The 16,322-nt window shown below is 30.6% G+C and carries 19 protein-coding genes, 2 tRNA genes and 1 pseudogene; 6 read left to right on the top strand and 16 right to left on the bottom strand.

All coding sequences use genetic code 11. The features are described 5' to 3' along the window. Position 1: 1 nt before the first annotated feature. From SR63_RS01255 to SR63_RS01240, 4 genes are read right to left on the bottom strand one after another with little or no spacing between them, the layout of a single operon-like run. Entirely contained in the window at positions 2-601 is a 600-nt protein-coding gene (locus tag SR63_RS01255) for a DNA polymerase III subunit delta' (protein ID WP_002855117.1), read from the bottom strand. Between the two features lie 5 nt (positions 602-606). Continuing rightward, positions 607-1,143, bottom strand: a complete 537-nt coding sequence (locus SR63_RS01250) for a HobA family DNA replication regulator (RefSeq protein WP_002866457.1) — start codon at positions 1,141-1,143, stop codon at positions 607-609. Next, on the bottom strand, positions 1,144-2,346 hold the full coding sequence (locus SR63_RS01245) for an aspartate kinase (protein ID WP_002854935.1): 1,203 nt from the start codon (positions 2,344-2,346) through the stop codon (positions 1,144-1,146). Between the two features lies 1 nt (position 2,347). After that, positions 2,348-2,818, bottom strand: coding sequence for an RNA pyrophosphohydrolase (locus tag SR63_RS01240; protein WP_002854797.1), 471 nt, complete (start codon positions 2,816-2,818; stop codon positions 2,348-2,350). A gap of 99 nt (positions 2,819-2,917) precedes the next feature. Between SR63_RS01240 and hemW the strand changes: the two genes are divergently transcribed. The 4 genes and pseudogenes from hemW to queA all read left to right on the top strand — a co-directional run bounded on the left by hemW (position 2,918) and on the right by queA (position 6,210). Next, positions 2,918-3,985 (top strand): radical SAM family heme chaperone HemW, encoded by a 1,068-nt coding sequence (gene hemW, locus SR63_RS01235; protein ID WP_002877273.1) that lies wholly within the window; start codon positions 2,918-2,920, stop codon positions 3,983-3,985. A 58-nt stretch (positions 3,986-4,043) separates the two neighbouring features. After that, positions 4,044-4,459, top strand: a pseudogene (tatB, locus tag SR63_RS01230) (Sec-independent protein translocase protein TatB). Then, on the top strand, positions 4,452-5,189 hold the full coding sequence (gene tatC / locus SR63_RS01225) for a twin-arginine translocase subunit TatC (RefSeq protein ID WP_002866455.1): 738 nt from the start codon (positions 4,452-4,454) through the stop codon (positions 5,187-5,189). The pseudogene tatB and the gene tatC overlap by 8 nt, the downstream one beginning before the upstream one ends. Beyond that, positions 5,182-6,210 carry a tRNA preQ1(34) S-adenosylmethionine ribosyltransferase-isomerase QueA gene (gene queA, locus SR63_RS01220; RefSeq protein ID WP_002877276.1) on the top strand — a complete coding sequence of 343 codons (1,029 nt, stop codon included), beginning with the start codon at positions 5,182-5,184 and terminating at the stop codon, positions 6,208-6,210. Before tatC ends, queA begins: the two co-directional genes overlap by 8 nt. Here queA and lpxD read toward each other — a convergent pair. Genes lpxD through SR63_RS01195 form a run of 5 tightly spaced genes read right to left on the bottom strand, consistent with a single transcriptional unit; the run spans position 6,199 to position 10,814 of the window. After that, a complete protein-coding gene (gene lpxD / locus SR63_RS01215) occupies positions 6,199-7,164 on the bottom strand; it encodes a UDP-3-O-(3-hydroxymyristoyl)glucosamine N-acyltransferase (RefSeq protein WP_002866452.1) in 966 nt (321 codons plus the stop codon). The genes queA and lpxD overlap by 12 nt on opposite strands. Further along, entirely contained in the window at positions 7,161-7,625 is a 465-nt protein-coding gene (gene ilvN / locus SR63_RS01210) for an acetolactate synthase small subunit (RefSeq protein ID WP_002852211.1), read from the bottom strand. The genes lpxD and ilvN overlap by 4 nt, the downstream gene beginning before the upstream one ends. Beyond that, positions 7,622-9,322, bottom strand: coding sequence for an acetolactate synthase large subunit (locus tag SR63_RS01205; RefSeq protein ID WP_002866451.1), 1,701 nt, complete (start codon positions 9,320-9,322; stop codon positions 7,622-7,624). Before SR63_RS01205 ends, ilvN begins: the two co-directional genes overlap by 4 nt. A 17-nt stretch (positions 9,323-9,339) precedes the next feature. Continuing rightward, complete coding sequence (locus tag SR63_RS01200) at positions 9,340-9,783, bottom strand: GatB/YqeY domain-containing protein (RefSeq protein ID WP_002852081.1); 444 nt, start codon at positions 9,781-9,783, stop codon at positions 9,340-9,342. Between the two features lie 11 nt (positions 9,784-9,794). Further along, entirely contained in the window at positions 9,795-10,814 is a 1,020-nt protein-coding gene (locus tag SR63_RS01195; protein ID WP_002852104.1) for a bifunctional 3,4-dihydroxy-2-butanone 4-phosphate synthase/GTP cyclohydrolase II, read from the bottom strand. A 92-nt stretch (positions 10,815-10,906) separates the two neighbouring features. Between SR63_RS01195 and SR63_RS01190 the strand changes: the two genes are divergently transcribed. Together SR63_RS01190 and SR63_RS01185 are read left to right on the top strand one after the other, a co-directional pair. Further along, positions 10,907-10,981 (top strand) — tRNA-Gln (locus SR63_RS01190). 34 nt (positions 10,982-11,015) lie between these two features. After that, positions 11,016-11,091: transfer RNA gene (locus SR63_RS01185), tRNA-Met, on the top strand. A gap of 21 nt (positions 11,092-11,112) precedes the next feature. On the opposite strand, the gene SR63_RS01180 is transcribed toward SR63_RS01185, so the two are convergent. From SR63_RS01180 to SR63_RS01150, 7 genes are all read right to left on the bottom strand, one after another. Next, a complete protein-coding gene (locus SR63_RS01180; protein WP_002866450.1) occupies positions 11,113-11,985 on the bottom strand; it encodes a helix-turn-helix transcriptional regulator in 873 nt (290 codons plus the stop codon). Then, positions 11,982-13,049 (bottom strand): HP0729 family protein, encoded by a 1,068-nt coding sequence (locus SR63_RS01175; protein WP_002877278.1) that lies wholly within the window; start codon positions 13,047-13,049, stop codon positions 11,982-11,984. Before SR63_RS01175 ends, SR63_RS01180 begins: the two co-directional genes overlap by 4 nt. 8 nt (positions 13,050-13,057) lie before the next feature. Continuing rightward, entirely contained in the window at positions 13,058-13,363 is a 306-nt protein-coding gene (locus SR63_RS01170; protein ID WP_002866447.1) for a hypothetical protein, read from the bottom strand. 6 nt (positions 13,364-13,369) lie between these two features. Beyond that, on the bottom strand, positions 13,370-13,834 hold the full coding sequence (locus SR63_RS01165) for a hypothetical protein (RefSeq protein ID WP_002856870.1): 465 nt from the start codon (positions 13,832-13,834) through the stop codon (positions 13,370-13,372). A 3-nt stretch (positions 13,835-13,837) separates the two neighbouring features. Next, on the bottom strand, positions 13,838-14,620 hold the full coding sequence (locus tag SR63_RS01160) for a hypothetical protein (protein WP_002854816.1): 783 nt from the start codon (positions 14,618-14,620) through the stop codon (positions 13,838-13,840). Continuing rightward, positions 14,620-15,486 carry a hypothetical protein gene (locus SR63_RS01155; RefSeq protein ID WP_147498330.1) on the bottom strand — a complete coding sequence of 289 codons (867 nt, stop codon included), beginning with the start codon at positions 15,484-15,486 and terminating at the stop codon, positions 14,620-14,622. The genes SR63_RS01160 and SR63_RS01155 overlap by 1 nt, the downstream gene beginning before the upstream one ends. A gap of 71 nt (positions 15,487-15,557) precedes the next feature. Next, complete coding sequence (locus tag SR63_RS01150; RefSeq protein WP_002855141.1) at positions 15,558-16,301, bottom strand: hypothetical protein; 744 nt, start codon at positions 16,299-16,301, stop codon at positions 15,558-15,560. Positions 16,302-16,322: the final 21 nt, after the last annotated feature.

Here is a 16,322-nt window from a genome sequence, read left to right as displayed (position 1 = left end):
TTTATTTCTTTGTATAGTAATTTAGCAAAAGAGTAGCTAAAAGCACCCCGCTTTTAGAATTTAATTTTGCAAGCTCATAACTTTCATAAAAAAACTCTAATTCTTCAGCATTAAAATCTTTATATTTCACACATTCTTTAGCAAGCAATGCGATTTGATCCATAAGTTCATTTTTATCCAAATTTTCATTTTTTTGCAAAAAATCAAAAAGCATTCTTAAATCCATTCTTTTAAGATCTAAATCAAGTTTTTTAACTTCCTTTTCAACTTTTCTTTTTTCACAAATAAGACGTGATTTTATAGTAGGTAAAAGTAAATTTTTAGAAGGTATCACAATAAGAAATTTAATATTTTTTGGAGGTTCTTCAAGAAGTTTAAGTAAAAAATTTTGTGCTTCTATCCTATAAGAATCCGCCATTAAAACAATAATTTTTTCTTCGGTTTCTGCGATATAGCTTTCTTTTTCAACTGCTCTTGCATCATCAAGTAAAAATTCATTTTGTGGCATAAAAAATCTTAATTTTTTAATACCAAAATTATTAATCATTTCTTCTTTAATACCTAAAAAATCTTCACTGATAATAATCTTACTAATAAACAAAATATTTATCCTAATTGCACCCTGGAAAATAATATTGCATCCAAACTTACATCAAAAAGTTGATATAAACTAATAAGCTTGATATCCAAGTCTTTATCTTTAGAATTTAAATAAAAACTATCTTGTAACTGCTCATCAAAAAGCCACAATAAACTATCATCTCTTGATTTAGCGATTAAAGATTTATTATCAAAAGCACTTCCTATATAAAAATACACATAACCATTAGGAAAAGAAATGTCAAGCAAGTCATTAAGTAAAGCTATATCTTCTGAACTTTGTACTTTCTTCTTGCATAAAGAATTTAACGACACAAAAGGAAGCATGGGACGAGCGGCTTTTGAATTTATATTTTTTAAAAAATACTCTTCATACCAAGATCTTTGTTCATCGCACATTAAGACAAAAGTGCGTCCCTCTAAAAGATATTTAAGTCTTGCAGCCATCAAAGGAGCCCATTCTAAACGACGCGACTCCAACCATGCCATAAAAGCTCCGCCATTGCGAATATTTTCAAGAGTAAAACTTAAAAAATCACTCATTTATTTATCAAGTCCGTAGCACTCATGTAGTGCTCTAACTGCAAGTTCTCCGTATTTTTCATGAACTATCATTGAAATTTTTATTTCACTAGTAGAAATCATACCGATATTAATCCCCTCATCAGCTAAAGCTTTAAAAGCTTTACTTGCCACTCCTGAATGTGATTTCATGCCTACGCCGACTATAGAAACTTTTACTACAGCACTATCACTTTCTATAGTTGTTTTTGAGCTTAAAATTTTTTGCATAGCATTTTTAGCTAATTCAAGTTCATTTTGAGGAACCGTAAAACCCAAATTTGTAGCGCCATCAACTCCAACATTTTGTATAATCATATCTACATTAATATTTTCATTTGCTAAAACAGAAAAAATTTCAGCTGCGATTCCAGGCTTATCTTCTACATTTCTTAAAGTTACTCTTGCTTGATTTTTATCCAAAGCAATACCACTTACTAAAGCTTGTTCCATTCCATCTTCCTTTGTTATCATTGTTCCTTCGTTATTGTTAAAACTACTTCTAGTTACTAAGTTAACATTTAATTTTTTTGCAAGCTCTACAGAGCGATTTTGCAAAACTTTTGCACCCAAACTTGCAAGTTCAAGCATTTCTTCATAAGAAATTTTATCCAATTTCTTTGCCTTTGGTTCAATTCTTGGATCTGTTGTATAAACCCCATCAACATCGGTATAAATTTCACACAAATCCGCATTTAAGGCACCTGCTACCGCCACAGCACTTAAGTCGCTTCCACCACGCCCTAAGGTAGTTACATTACCTTCCTCATCTACACCTTGAAAACCTGCTATAACGACTATTTTACCATTTTGAAGTTCTGATTTTATCGCTTTTGTATCAATATGATGAATTCTTGCCTTTGTAAAAACACTATCTGTAATAATTCCCGCTTTTCTCCCAGAAAATGATATAGCAGGATAACCCTTTTCATTTAAAGCAATAGAAAGTAAAGCACTTGTTACACGCTCTCCACTGCTTAAAAGCATATCCATATCTTTACCATTAGGAGTTTTACTAAAATATTCAGCTTGCTCAATAAGAGTATTTGTCACCCCACTCATTGCAGATACTACAACAACAAGTTGATTACCCTGTTGCGCACTTTGGATAACCCTATTGGCTACTGCTTCAATACGCTCAAGTGTTCCAACGCTTGTTCCACCATATTTTTGAACTATAAGCATTTTAGATATAACCTTTCTCTTCAAAATATTTGATCACTTTAACATAAATATTTTTTTTGAAATGATTAATCATTTCAAAAATTTGTTTAACACTCACAAATTGATAATCATCAAATTCAGGATGTTTGGTATTGATATTGATTGTAGCACCGTGCTTTAAACGCACTAAAAAATATTTTTGAATCTGCCCATCATAAGGATACATTTTTTTAACAATTTTACTCGGAAAATCATAACTCAACCATTCTGGATACTCAGCAATGATTTCAACCTCATCAGTACCTATTTCTTCTTTTAGTTCTCTAAATAAAGCGTTTTTGACACTTTCACCTTTATCAATACCTCCTTGTGGAAATTGCCAAATATTATCCATATCACTTCTTTTAGCTATAAAAATCTTACACTCAAAAGGATAAGAACTTGATAAAACAATAGCTGCAACATTTGGTCTATAATTTTTCTCGTTTTCCACAATATTTTTCCTTAATTTCAAGGATATAATTTTAACCTAAATCAAATCAAATTTTTATTAAAATACATTAAAAATTTAATAAAATATTTTAGGGTTTTTATGCATTTTTATATTCATATTCCATTTTGTGAAAGCAAATGTAATTATTGCGCTTTTACAAGTTTGAAAAAAAATGATTATGAAAAAGCCTATTTTAAGGCTTTAAAAGAAGATATTGTTTTTCAATTAAAACAATTTAACATTCAATCAAATCAAATTAAAACCTTATTTATAGGCGGAGGAACACCAAGTTGTGTCGATGCGTATAATTATGAAGATATTTTTAAAATTTTATATCCCTTACTAGATAAAAATGTAGAAATTTCATGCGAAGCCAATCCCAACTCAGCAACATTAAATTGGCTTAAAAATATGAAAAATCTAGGAGTTAATCGCATTTCTTTTGGAGCTCAAAGTTTTCATCCTAAAAAACTTCACTTTCTTGGAAGAATTCACAATCAAGAAATGATTATCAAAGCATTAGAAAATGCAAATAAAGTAGGTTTTAAAAATATCAATTTAGATCTTATTTATGATACAAAATTAGACAATAAAAAAATGCTTGAATTTGAACTCTTACACTTAAAACAAATCAAGGCTTTAATCACACACCTTAGTGCTTATAATTTAACCATAGAATCAAACACAGCCTTTGCCAAAAAAGAACATTTCAAAAAAAATGCTCCTAATTTAATGAAATTTTTTATCAAACAACTTCTAGAGCTTGACTTTTTTCAATATGAAATCAGTAATTTTTCAAAAACTAAATCTCAAATTTGCAAGCATAATCTTGCTTATTGGCAAGGAAAAAACTACCTAGCTTGTGGATTAAGTGCAGTAGGATTTTATGAAAATAAGCGTTTTTATACAGCAAAAAATTTAAAAAATTACATAGAAAATCCTACTTTTAGATCTATAGAGCAACTAAGCTCTAAAGACTTGAATTTAGAACACCTATTTTTAGGACTTAGAAGTATAGTAGGGATTGATGAAACAAAACTCAATCAATGGCAAAAAGACAAAATAAATATATTATTAAAAGAAAAAAAACTTTTTTACAAAAATAAAAGATATTTTAATCCTAATTTTCTCATTAGCGATGAACTTGCTTTATATCTCTCATCTTAAATTTAAGTTTTTTAAGTAAAATATTTATTTAAAATATCAAATTAAAGAGTAACGATTAATGAGTTTTGGTGAAATTATAGTTATTTTAGTTGTAGCGATTTTAGTCTTAGGGCCTGATAAACTTCCAGAAGCTATAGTACAAATAGCAAAAATTCTAAAGGCTGTAAAACGCAACATAGATGATGCAAAATCAAGCATAGAAAAAGAAATACGCATCAATGACTTAAAAGAAGAAGCTAAGAAATACAAAGATGAATTTTCAAGCACTAATGAAAATATACGCAAAAAACTCAGTTTTGAAGAATTTGATGACCTTAAAAGAGATATTTTAGATAAAACAAAGGTAGATTTAACCTTTGATAGCAGAGATGATAACACAAAAAATAACCTTAGCGGACAAAATTTAAATACAGAAGAAAAACCAAATCTTAGCAAATTAGAAACACAAGATAAAACGGAAAAATAAATGTTTGAAGAATTAAGACCTCATTTAATAGAACTTAGAAAACGCCTTTTTATAAGCGTTGCTTGCATTGTAGTTATGTTTATTGTATGTTTTGCTCTACGAAGCTATATCTTAGATATTCTAAAAGCTCCACTTATAGCTGTTTTACCCGAAGTAGCCAAACATGTGAATGTAATTGAAGTACAAGAAGCCTTATTTACCGCAATGAAGGTTAGTTTTTTTGCAGCCTTTATCTTTTCTCTACCTGTAATTTTTTGGCAATTTTGGAAATTTGTAGCTCCAGGACTTTATGATAATGAAAAACGCCTTGTGGTGCCTTTTGTTAGCTTTGCAAGCATTATGTTTGCCTTGGGGGCTTGTTTTTGCTATTTTGTTGTAGTGCCTTTGGCTTTTAAATTTTTGATTAATTTTGGTTTAAATGAAGATTTTAATCCTGTGATTACCATAGGAACTTATGTAGATTTTTTTACCAAAGTTGTTGTGGCTTTTGGCTTAGCTTTTGAAATGCCTGTAATTGCCTTTTTCTTTGCTAAAATTGGACTTATAGATGATAGTTTTTTAAAACGCCATTTTCGCATAGCTATTTTAGTTATTTTTGTTTTTTCAGCCTTTATGACTCCACCTGATGTTTTATCTCAATTTTTAATGGCAGGACCACTTTGCGGACTTTATGGACTTTCTATTTTAATTGTTCAAAAGGTAAATCCTGCTCCAAAAGATAAAGAAAGTGATGAATAAAGACTTACTTCTTTCAAGCTATGATTACACTCTAGCTAATGAACTCATAGCCAACTATCCTACAAATCCAAAAGAAGATGCTAGGCTTTTGGTTTTTGATCGCAAAAACAAAGAAATTTTTCATACTACTTTTAAAAATTTACAAGACTTTTTACCCAACTGCGCGATTTTTTTCAATGATACCAAAGTTATTAAAGCAAGAATTTATGGCAATAAAGTAAGCGGAGGAAAAATAGAGCTTTTCTTGCATCAGCCTTTTTTAAATTCTCACAATCCACTTTTTCTAGCTCAAATTAAAGGGCGTGTTAAAAAAGATGAAATCTTATATTTTAAAAAGGATTTAAAAATACGCGTTGTAGAACTTTTAAATGATGGTCTTCGAAAAGTTCAATTTTTTCAAAATGATAAAACCTTAGACACCTCAAATCTTTACAACCTGCTTGACAAGATAGGACATATACCCTTGCCTCCTTATATTAAAAGGGAGGATGAAAAAAGCGATTTAAAAGATTATCAAAGTATCTTTGCAAAAAATTTAGGCGCAGTGGCTGCTCCGACTGCAAGTTTACATTTTAGTGAGACTATGCTTGAAAATTTAAGAAAAAAACACGAAATTTATCATTTAACCTTGCATGTAGGAGCTGGAACCTTTAAAAGCGTGGAATGCGAAAATATACAAGAGCATAAAATGCATAGTGAATTTTTTAATATTCCGCAGCAAGCATGTGAAATTATAGATTCTAAACAAGCTATTTTAGGCGTAGGAACAACGGTAACAAGAACCATAGAATATTATGCAAGAACTAAAACAAAAAGCGGTTTTTGCGATCTTTTTTTACACCCGCAAAATCCACCTATAAGACAAAATCATCTTTTAACCAATTTTCATTTACCAAAATCTACTCTTATCATGCTAGTTTCAGCTTTTATCGGTAGAGAACAGTGTTTAAAACTTTATGAACTCGCCATAAAAGAAAAATATCGCTTTTACTCTTATGGCGATGCGATGTTAATCTTGTGATTTTTCTTTAAATTTTATTGCTATTTTAGCTTGAAGTTTTAGCCAATCTTTTTGAAGCATGATAGGAAAACCTCCATAAACACGCCCGCCTTCTAAATTTTTACTCACACCACCTCTTGCAGCTATAGTGCTAAAATCGCCTATTTTTAAATGTCCACTCGTTGCACTTTGACCACCCATAATAACATTGCGTCCTAACTCACTTGAACCTGAAATTCCAGTTTGCGCCACAATGATGCAATTTTGACCTATATTGCAATTATGTCCGATTTGAACTAGATTGTCTACCTTAGTACCTGCTTTGATAATAGTACTATCAAAAACTGCTCTATCTATAGTTGTACAAGCCCCCACTTCTACAAAATCTTCTAAAACCACATTACCATTATGATAAATTTTATAATGTTCGCCGTTTTTATTGTGCGCATAACCAAAACCGTCACTTCCTATTACACAATTGGCAAGCAAATGACATTTTTTACCGATTTTAGTGTCATTATAAATCACTACATTAGGATGGATAATACTCTCATCACCAATGCTGACATTATCGCCTATATAAGCTCCTGCCATAATAATTACATTTTCACCGATATTTACATTATCGCCTATATAAACATTAGGCATGATTCTTGCGCTTTTTGCGATATTTTGTACTTTTTCTTTAGCTGTGCTTATCAAAGGTTTAGCAAAAAGCTTGCTTAAAAAAGCAAAACTCAAATGTGGACTTTGAGTAATCAAAGCTTTAGTATCTTTAGGTACTAAATTTTCATATTCTTTAGATACTAAAATAGCAGCAGCTCCTGTGTGAGGTATATCTTTGGTATTTTTCTCACCATCACAATAAGTAAGCTCTGTAAAATTTGCTTTCAATAAAGAATTTAAAGCACTGATTTCTATATCCTCGCCTTTATATTCCAAGCTTAAAAATTCTGCTATTTCACTTAATTTCATTTAATCTCCATCAAAACAGATCCACTGCGAACTATATCACTAGGATTGTATTTTTTAATTGTTTTTAAAAAATTATCAATTCGATTTGCATCATCAGCAACCATTAAAAACAAAAAATTCTCATTGCTATTTGCAATAGTACCATTATAAGCTTTCAAAACGGCATCAAGTCCACCTAAATTTTCATTTAAAGGAATTTTCACCAAAGCCATTTCTTTGTCAATAAATTCTTCGCTTTCTATCACTTTATAAGTAGGAATAAGCTTATGAAGTTGTTTGACTATCTGCTCAAAAGTTCTTTCATTTCCTGAAGTGACTATATTAATACGAGAAAATTCTTTATTTTCCAAAGGTGCTACTGTAAGCGAGTCAATATTATAACCTCTTCCTGAAAAAAGTCCTACTATACGAGATAAAACCCCATGCTCATTTAAAACAATTACCGATAAAACCCTTCTCATTGTCTATCCTTTGCCTTTGGTAAAATCATATTATAAATCGCACCTCCTGCAGGCACCATAGGTAAAACATCTTCAAAGCGATCAATTTTTACATTTAAAAGAGAGGTTTTATCACTTTTTAAAGCTTGGCTAAAAGCTTGAATGAATTCTTCTTTGTTTGAAATTTCATAACCTTCACAACCAAAACCTTGAGCTATTTTGATAAAATCAGGCTGAGTGCTTAAATCAGTTTGTGAAAAATGCTCTTTATAAAACATACTTTGCCATTGTCTTACCATACCTAAAAAGGCATTATTTAAAATAATATTTATAGTTTTTATACCATACTCATAGGCAGTCATAAGCTCTTGGATATTCATCAAAACCGATCCATCACCTACGAAATTAATCACCACTTCTTCACCCACAGCAAGTTTTGCACCCAAAGCCGCAGGTAAAGAATATCCCATAGTTCCTTGCCCTCCACTTGTTGCAAGTTGTCTTGGATAATTAAAAGGATAAAACTGCGCCACCCACATTTGATGCTGACCCACATCAGTAATAATCCTTGCATCTGGAGCCATTTTCGCACATTCTTCAATCACCCATTGCGGTTTTAAAATCTCATTGCTATCTTCATAAGAAAGCGGATAAAGTTCATTATAACGCTTTAAAGTTTCGTGCCATTCTTTAAAAGTTGTGTTGAAATTTTCCTTTTTAAGCTCTTCTAAAAGCTCTTTAAGAACTTCTTTAATATCTCCTACTATAGGATAATGCGCATTGATAATCTTTGAAATAGAACTAGGATCAATATCAACATGAACTATAGTCGCATGTTTAGCAAATTCACTTGTTTTTCCTGTAATCCTATCATCAAATCTCGCTCCTACACTCACAAGCAAATCACACTCACTTAAAGCCATATTAGCAGCATAGCTTCCATGCATGCCTGCCATTTTAAGATTAAAAACATCATCACTTCTTAAAGTTCCAAGCGCCATCAAGGTTTCAACTGCTGGAATTTTTGTAAATTTTACAAGCTCTCTGATTTGCTCACTTGCATTAGAACTGATACATCCTCCACCCAAGTAAAACAAAGGTCTTTTTGCTTCTTTTAAAAGCTCTGCAAATTTTTTAATTTGCTTTGAGTTACCCTTATAAACGGGCTTATAAGTTTTCATAGAAATTTCTTTAGGATATTCCCAAAGTCCCAAAGTTGCACTTACATCTTTTGGCACATCTATATGCACAGGCCCAGGTCTACCACTTCTTGCTATATAAAAAGCCTCTTTTAAAATGCGTGGAAACTCTTCTATGCAAGTAACTAAATAATTATGCTTCACGCAAGGTCTTGAAATGCCTACTGCATCAATTTCTTGAAAAGCATCTGTACCAATAAGAGAATTTGCCACCTGCCCTGAAATCAACACCAAAGGGATAGAATCACTATAAGCCGTAGCTAGACCTGTAATAGTATTTGTAAAACCTGGTCCGCTTGTAACTATAGCTACGCCCACTTCTCCACTCATTCTTGCATAAGCATCAGCAGCATGCAAAGCTGCTTGTTCATGACGCACTAAAATATGTTTAAAGTACTTTTGATTGTAAATTTCATCATAAATATTAAGCGCAGCGCCTCCAGGATAACCAAAAACAATTTTAACATTTTCTTCTTTTAAAGCCTCGCAAATCATTGCTGAACCGCTTAACTCTTTCATAATAACACTCCAAAAAATTATTGTAAAAGCTCTTTAAGTGCTAAATTAAGTCTTTTGCCATCAACACTCGCACCTAATTTTATTTTAGCTTCTTTCATTACCAAACCTTGTTCTTTTAGTGAACTTACACCCAATTCTTCTATAAGTTGTTTTAAGGCTAAAGTTAACTCCTCATCACTTAGTTGTTTAGGCAAATAAATTTCAAAAAGACTTATTTCATTTTGTTCTTTTTGTGCTAAATCTTCACGATTTGCCTTAAGATAAAGTTCGATTGCGTCTTTGCGTTTTTTGATTTCACTTGCAATGATTTTATAAATTCTTTCATTATCTAATTCTATTCTTTCATCCACTTCTATTTGCTTAAAAGCTGCATTTAGAGTTCTTAAACTATCTCTTTTAAAATCATCTTTTTGTTTCATTGCCTCTTTGATATCGTTTAAAATTTGTTCTTTTAAAGTCATTTTTTTCCTTTTTAGTTAAAATTACAAGCTTTAAGGTTTAAACCAAAACCTTCTAAGCCTATATAGTCTTTATCACAACTTTGAGATAAAAGTTTAATTTCTTCTATACCAAAATATCTTAAAATCTGTGCTCCTATACCATAGTTTTTGTATTGAGTGGTACTGGATTTTTCTCCTTGCATGAAAACTATAACGCCACCATTTTCACTAAGAAATTTGATTTGCTCTAAAAGTTTTGAAAATTTATCTGAAGTTAAAAGCTCAAAATCACTACCACTGATATGAAATTTAACATTTTCACATTTTTTAATATCTTTAAAGCAAAAAGCTATGTGTTGGGTTTGATTATGATCGCTAAAGATAAATTTTTCTGCTTTAAAGCCTGCTAAAACACTTTGACTTTTTTCTTCAAGCTTAATAAGGCTTTCATGTTTTAGGCGATATTCTATAAGATCGCTTACGGCTATCATGTTTAGATCATGTTTTTGGCAAAAAATTTCTAGATCTTCTCTTCTTGCCATATCTCCATTATCTTTTACGATTTCACAAATCACACATGCACCTTTTAATCCTGCTAATTTACAAAGATCAACCGTGCCTTCTGTATGACCTGTGCGTTCTAAAACCCCACCTTTTTTTGCGATTAAAGGATTGATATGCCCTGGTCTTACAAAATCACTCGCTTTAGCATTATCGTCAGCAAAAATTTGTATAGTCATATTTCTTTCATAAGCACTAACTCCTGTTGTAGCATCTTTTGCATCTACGGTTATGGTAAAAGCAGTTTCGTGGTTTGAAGTATTTTTAGGCACCATTAAAGGAAGTTCAAATTTTTTTGCCAAAGTTTCATCTAAGGCTACACAAACCACACCACGAGCTTCTTTTATCATGAAATTTACTTTTTCTTGAGTGCTAAATTGCGCAGGAAAGATTAAATCGCCTTCATTTTCTCTATCTTCTGCATCTACCATAACAAGCATTTTTCCTGCTTGTAAATCCTTAATCGCTTGTTCTACGCTAACAAATTTCATTTTTATTTCCTTAAAATTTTTAAAATTATAACTTAAATTGCTTGACAAATAAATTAAAATTCATTATAATCACACTTTTAAAAAATATTTATTGGGGTATCGCCAAGCGGTAAGGCAACAGGTTTTGGTCCTGTCATTCAGGGGTTCGAATCCCTTTACCCCATCCACTTCTTATTTTATATTTCAAAGTATCTTATATGCCGCGAAGTAGAGCAGTGGTTAGCTCGTCGGGCTCATAACCCGAAGGTCGGGAGTTCAAATCTCCCCTTCGCAACCAGTTATGGATTTAAAATAAATTTTATTTAGATAGATTGTTTAAATAACTTTTTAAAATATTTTCCAGCCGTGTTTTCAGTTCTATAGGGGCTAGAATTTTTATATAAGGAATCCACTGCTTAACCAAATGCAAAATTTCATCTTCATAGGAAACTTGAGTGCTTAAAGTATAGCTTGTTTCATCTTCATCAATGATTTGATAATTACTTAGTATTTCTTTTCTAAAAAAATATTCCTTAGCATTTTTATCAAGTTTTAAAATCACTTCTTTACTTTCTCCAAGCCAGATATTAGGATCATTTTGGATTTGTTCCTCAAGTTTTTCATTGGGAATAAAATTTTCATTTTTAGTGCGAAATTTTGAAATTTTATCCAAATTAAAATGTTTTAATTTATCATTTTCATCCCCTAAAAGATACCAAATTCCTTTGTAATTTACGAGTTTGTAAGGTTTGATTTGGCGTTCTTTTTCCTTGTAGAAAAAAATCAATACATTGTGTTTGAGTATAGCTACACTAAGATCTTTAAAAAGCTCATAATCCACCTTTTGAAAACCTTCGTTTTTTACCATCAAAACTTTATTTACCCTATGGCTTAAAAGATCAACTATAAAGCCTTGATCGAGTTTTGGATAAAGCTTAGCAATACCACTTAAGGTGGCGAAATTTTGTATATCTTTAAAGCTTAATTTTCCCAAAGCAAAGCTTTCTAAAACATATCTTCCATTTTCTTTTTTAATAGGCATAAAAGTAAGTCTTTCGTTAAGATCTCTTTGTATGGTTCTTGTATCGACATTAAACTCTTGTGCAAGCTCTTGGGCGCTTAGACTTTCCCCATTGTTAAATTTTGATAAAATCTGCACCAAGCGTATGCTTAATTTGTCGTATTCTTTCATGAAATTTCCTTGTGGGTTAAAATGCTTTTTAACAAACTTACGCCTTCTATACCTAAAATTTCATTTCTAAGTTTTTTGACTTCATTTAAACTTGGAGCTTTTGCATGAACGGCTTCATTGCGGATTTCTTGAATGAGAGTAAGACTTTTTGAAAAAGGATAATTGATAAATTGAGTTAAACTTTTTCCTAAATGACATTGGATATTTTCATGTCTGAGTAGAAATTTAATACTTCCAAGATTGGGTTTTTGGGTAAAAAAATCTTTAAGTATAAAAGATTTACCTTGGACATTATAAGCTAAATCATAAAGGCTAGGATCTTTCATACAAGCTTTTAAAAGAACTTTTTTGGCAAAAGCGTAAATTTCATATTCTAAGGTTTTGGAGTATTTGACTACAATGCTTGTAAAATCATTTAAAAGATCGTTTTCGCTTTGTAAAAGCTCTAATTCTGCATGAATGATATTGCTTATGCTATCAGGGTGCAAGAGATAAAAAATCCTTTTGCCAAAAACAAAGCGTATGAAATTTTCTTGCATGACTAGGTATTCTTTGCTTTTATACACACTTAGATAATGCTTTTCATCTCCTAAAAAATAAGAACACTCTTCTTTTAATCTCACAGGTAAAGGATAGGTGTAATTATTGCCATAGATAGCATAGGTGTGATCGTTTGGGGTGATGAAATTGGCTAAAAATTTATCTCTTAAAAGACTAAAATCTTCCCTGACCAATTCTCTTAAATCACTGATAATAAAAAAGTCTTCCACTTCTAAATTTTTTTCTTTATAATAACTAGGAATCAAACTTTCATCAACATTTTTAGAAATTTTTACCACCTTAGCGACAAATAAATTAGCATAATCGCTTAAAAAAAGTTGTAAGAAATTTTCTTCATTTGTACTTTGGTAAATTTCTTCTAAGAAATTTTGCTTTTCTTGATCGTTGAGTTTTGATTTGATTTTGCCAAAGGCAACTTGGGATTTTTCTTGTAAAATGCTTAAATGTTGCTTGATGACATCTTCTTGATAATAGGGATTATAAAGGATTAAAAGGTGGTTCATGCTTTGCCTTATTTTAGGATTTCTTTGAGATTTTGCTTGATTTCATTAGGATTTTGCTCGTATTCTTGTATGAGATCTTTTAAAATTTCAAACAACTCGTTAAAATCCTGCGGATGTTCTTTTTTAAAATTTACTATCAAATCCAAAGTTTTGCAAATACTACTTGCTTGATCTTTGCTGTCATTAAAAGCATTTTTTATATCCAAAACCATACTAATAATACGAGCACTTTGCATAGGGCTTGAAATGCGTTTAAATAAAAATCCTTTAAACGCATTTGCAAGGCTAAGAGATGAGAAAATTTTAGAAAACATCTGTCTTTATACTGTTTCTTTGCAATCTAGACAAATTTTTTGCCCGCTTTCGTCGTATTTCCAATTGTGTCTTGTTTGTCCTAATCTTTCATGTCCGCATAAATTACATTTTTCGTGCATTCTGCATTTTGAATCTTTTTTGATTTCATAATAATTATGAAAATTATCAAACACTTGAATAGAACAAAGAGTACATCGTCTATATCCATAACAATTATCAGGATTTAATATTTCAGGAGCTTCAAAATCATGTTGATTTTTTGTAAGATATTTTCCACAATCAGGGCAAATTTTGGAAAAAAAACATTTTGGTTTATCTTTTTCATTTTGATATTCACCCGCGTGCCAACCAATCCCACATTTTACTTCCATTCCAATATCTTTAACAACTTCAGCAGTCTTAATAGTTTTGTCTTTAATTGCTTCTGAAGCATTTACCGCCTTATCTTTTAAAGAACTTAAAAAATTCATAAATTAACGCCCTATAAAATATAATACAATCGACGCAACAGAAACTATCAAAGCTAAAATTGAAATGCTATTTGTAAAAACATTTTTTCTTTTATTTAAAATATCTTTCAGTTCATTGATTTTACATTCTTGCTCTTGAACAATTTTGTCATTATAATTTTTATATTGTATAAATTCTTGATAATGTTTTTCTATGAGTTTATATTGTTCATCATCAATTTGATTTTTTTTATCTAATTCTACTTGGATATTATTTATCGTATCTTTGTGTTTTTCATGATCTTCTATAAAACTCAGTGTGAACTTTTGTATTTGTTGAAATTGTTCTTTAGCGGCTTTAGATAAACGAATTACCTTGCCATCGCTCTTTACAAAACCTTGCGCAATAATAAGAGATAAAGCTTGATTCATACGCGTAGCAATACAAAAACTGGAAGTAAAAAATATTACAACTTCTTTTAGAATTGTTGTCATTTGATTCATTGATTCATTCTGTAACTCTGCTACTTCAAGGATCATATTGGATTTAATTTCTTTTTTTTCTTCTGATGTTTCTCCAAGCCAACGTCCAAAAATTGGTATATAAGTTTGCCAATCACTATCTGTATTAAGATTTTTGGCTTTTTGTGTTCTATCTTTTGCTTTATCAGCATTCTCTGCTGCTGTTTCAATAGCTATAGCTATTTCACTGATTTTTTTATTAATAAATTTTTGAATATATTCTTCATCAAGGTTTTCAATATTTTGCAAAAAATCTTGATCTTTTTGTGTGATAAGTTCTAGCATCAGTTCTCCTTAGTTTGATTAAGTTTTTTGTATAATTTTTTAGTGATATTACAATTTTCAAATTCTTCAATTGCTGTTTCTACTTCTTGAGAACTTTGCTCTCTTATTTGGTTATCTTTTTTGATTTGTTGTATAGTTGCTAAAGTTTCGTTTTTTACAATATGATAAGCATCATTCAATGCAAACCAAGTTTTGGCAATTTTGTATTGTACTATCAATTTTTTTTGAGTTACAATTTGTATTTGTAAATTGCCAATTTTGGAATTGCTTCTCCACTTATCCATATAAAAAATAGCTATAGTGCTCAATACAGCACCACCAGCCGCTGAAATACATAAAGAAAGGGCATCCCCTATTGTTTCATCGGTAAAAGGGATAGGTAGTGACAAAAATACATTAAATCCAGGTATTGACAGCAGAAACTTGTGGATCATTTCACTTCCTAACATTGAAATTGCAGAAATCATCCCGCTAACAAAAATTTTCGATGCTTCAAAGTAAATTTCATCTTTTGGTATATTTTTAGGTGGATTAATAATGATTTTTACAGCTTGATATAGAGAAGTAAAGCCTGCACGTATGATTTGCACTATTTTTTTTAAAGTTGTAAAAATAGTGTTAATAATAAAAACCAACAAATTAGAAAAAAATGCTTGAATTCCTGCTTCTAAAGAACCTTTGAATATATCCTTCCATTTTGCCTTTATCTTTTCCCAAACTTTTTCCATTCTGCGTGCAAATCGTTTAAAAATTTCTTTAATATTTTCTTTTCCAAACTCTCTAAAGGTGGTTTTTAATTCAATAACAACAGCTTCAATAAAATCTTTTAAGACAACTCCAAAGGCAGAATAAACAAAGATTTTCATTGAATCTTTAGCACCTGTACTTAAAACTTCATTAGAATATTTGACAATTTTTTCTTTTATAACTTTCTTTTTTAGGTTTGATTTGGCTGTATTGTAAATTTTTTCAGCTTTTTTTCATCGATTCCATATTTTTCAAAATTGGTTTTTCCTGTTTTTGGATCAATTTCTTTACCCCACTCCATAAGATCTCTATCACCTTTAGAAGCATTAGCACTTGCATCAAGCCACTTAAGATTGTCAGGGTGATTTGCTATTTCTGCCCTAATTGCATCATCTAAAAATAAATGCATATTAGGATCTCTATCAATTTCCTTTAAAGAAATAACATGATCTAGTTGCGCTTTATTCTTTCCAGCACCCCTTTCCATTTCTTCACCTGTGTATTCACTACGTACAATTTTTGGAGAATTATCTCTTATATTATCTTTTATTTTATCATAGTTTGAATCTCGTTTATAGCCTTGTTGATATTTTGTAAGCTTTTGTAAATCTTCTTCTGTTGCTACAATACCTTTTTCAAAGTTATGTAGTGTTGTTACATTCCCACCATCTTTTGCATTTAATATTGTTGAAGCGAGTCCAAAATGCCCTGTCACAGCATCCATAGCATTTTTAGTGCATTGTTCAAAAAGTGTTTGGGTTTGCTGTTCGGGTAATTTTTCCATTAAATCTTCAAGTTCTTTAAGTGAATTTTCCAAACCTTTATCAATTTCTATTCTTAGACATTCTTTTTTAGATAAATTTTCCAACTCTTTTTCTAAATCCGCATAATTGGCTTTTAAATCCAATTCTTCTAAATGTATATAATTATTCATATTTTAATAATTCCTTGTTTT

The sequence above is a fragment of the Campylobacter sp. 2014D-0259 genome (assembly GCF_008000505.1).
Lineage (GTDB): Bacteria > Campylobacterota > Campylobacteria > Campylobacterales > Campylobacteraceae > Campylobacter_D > Campylobacter_D jejuni.
Note: the sequence above shows the minus strand (reverse complement) of the source record. Positions and strands in the feature narration are given on the sequence as shown.

Coding starts and splice junctions, on each gene's coding strand:
- SR63_RS01250 (WP_002866457.1), bottom strand. CDS start 1,143: ATGAGTGATTTTTTAAGTTTTACTCTTGAAAATATTCGCAATGGCGGA.
- SR63_RS01245 (WP_002854935.1), bottom strand. CDS start 2,346: ATGCTTATAGTTCAAAAATATGGTGGAACAAGCGTTGGAACACTTGAG.
- hemW (WP_002877273.1), top strand. CDS start 2,918: ATGCATTTTTATATTCATATTCCATTTTGTGAAAGCAAATGTAATTAT.
- tatC (WP_002866455.1), top strand. CDS start 4,452: ATGTTTGAAGAATTAAGACCTCATTTAATAGAACTTAGAAAACGCCTT.
- queA (WP_002877276.1), top strand. CDS start 5,182: ATGAATAAAGACTTACTTCTTTCAAGCTATGATTACACTCTAGCTAAT.
- lpxD (WP_002866452.1), bottom strand. CDS start 7,164: ATGAAATTAAGTGAAATAGCAGAATTTTTAAGCTTGGAATATAAAGGC.
- ilvN (WP_002852211.1), bottom strand. CDS start 7,625: ATGAGAAGGGTTTTATCGGTAATTGTTTTAAATGAGCATGGGGTTTTA.
- SR63_RS01205 (WP_002866451.1), bottom strand. CDS start 9,322: ATGAAAGAGTTAAGCGGTTCAGCAATGATTTGCGAGGCTTTAAAAGAA.
- SR63_RS01200 (WP_002852081.1), bottom strand. CDS start 9,783: ATGACTTTAAAAGAACAAATTTTAAACGATATCAAAGAGGCAATGAAA.
- SR63_RS01195 (WP_002852104.1), bottom strand. CDS start 10,814: ATGAAATTTGTTAGCGTAGAACAAGCGATTAAGGATTTACAAGCAGGA.
- SR63_RS01180 (WP_002866450.1), bottom strand. CDS start 11,985: ATGAAAGAATACGACAAATTAAGCATACGCTTGGTGCAGATTTTATCA.
- SR63_RS01175 (WP_002877278.1), bottom strand. CDS start 13,049: ATGAACCACCTTTTAATCCTTTATAATCCCTATTATCAAGAAGATGTC.
- SR63_RS01170 (WP_002866447.1), bottom strand. CDS start 13,363: ATGTTTTCTAAAATTTTCTCATCTCTTAGCCTTGCAAATGCGTTTAAA.
- SR63_RS01165 (WP_002856870.1), bottom strand. CDS start 13,834: ATGAATTTTTTAAGTTCTTTAAAAGATAAGGCGGTAAATGCTTCAGAA.
- SR63_RS01160 (WP_002854816.1), bottom strand. CDS start 14,620: ATGCTAGAACTTATCACACAAAAAGATCAAGATTTTTTGCAAAATATT.
- SR63_RS01155 (WP_147498330.1), bottom strand. CDS start 15,486: ATGAAAATCTTTGTTTATTCTGCCTTTGGAGTTGTCTTAAAAGATTTT.
- SR63_RS01150 (WP_002855141.1), bottom strand. CDS start 16,301: ATGAATAATTATATACATTTAGAAGAATTGGATTTAAAAGCCAATTAT.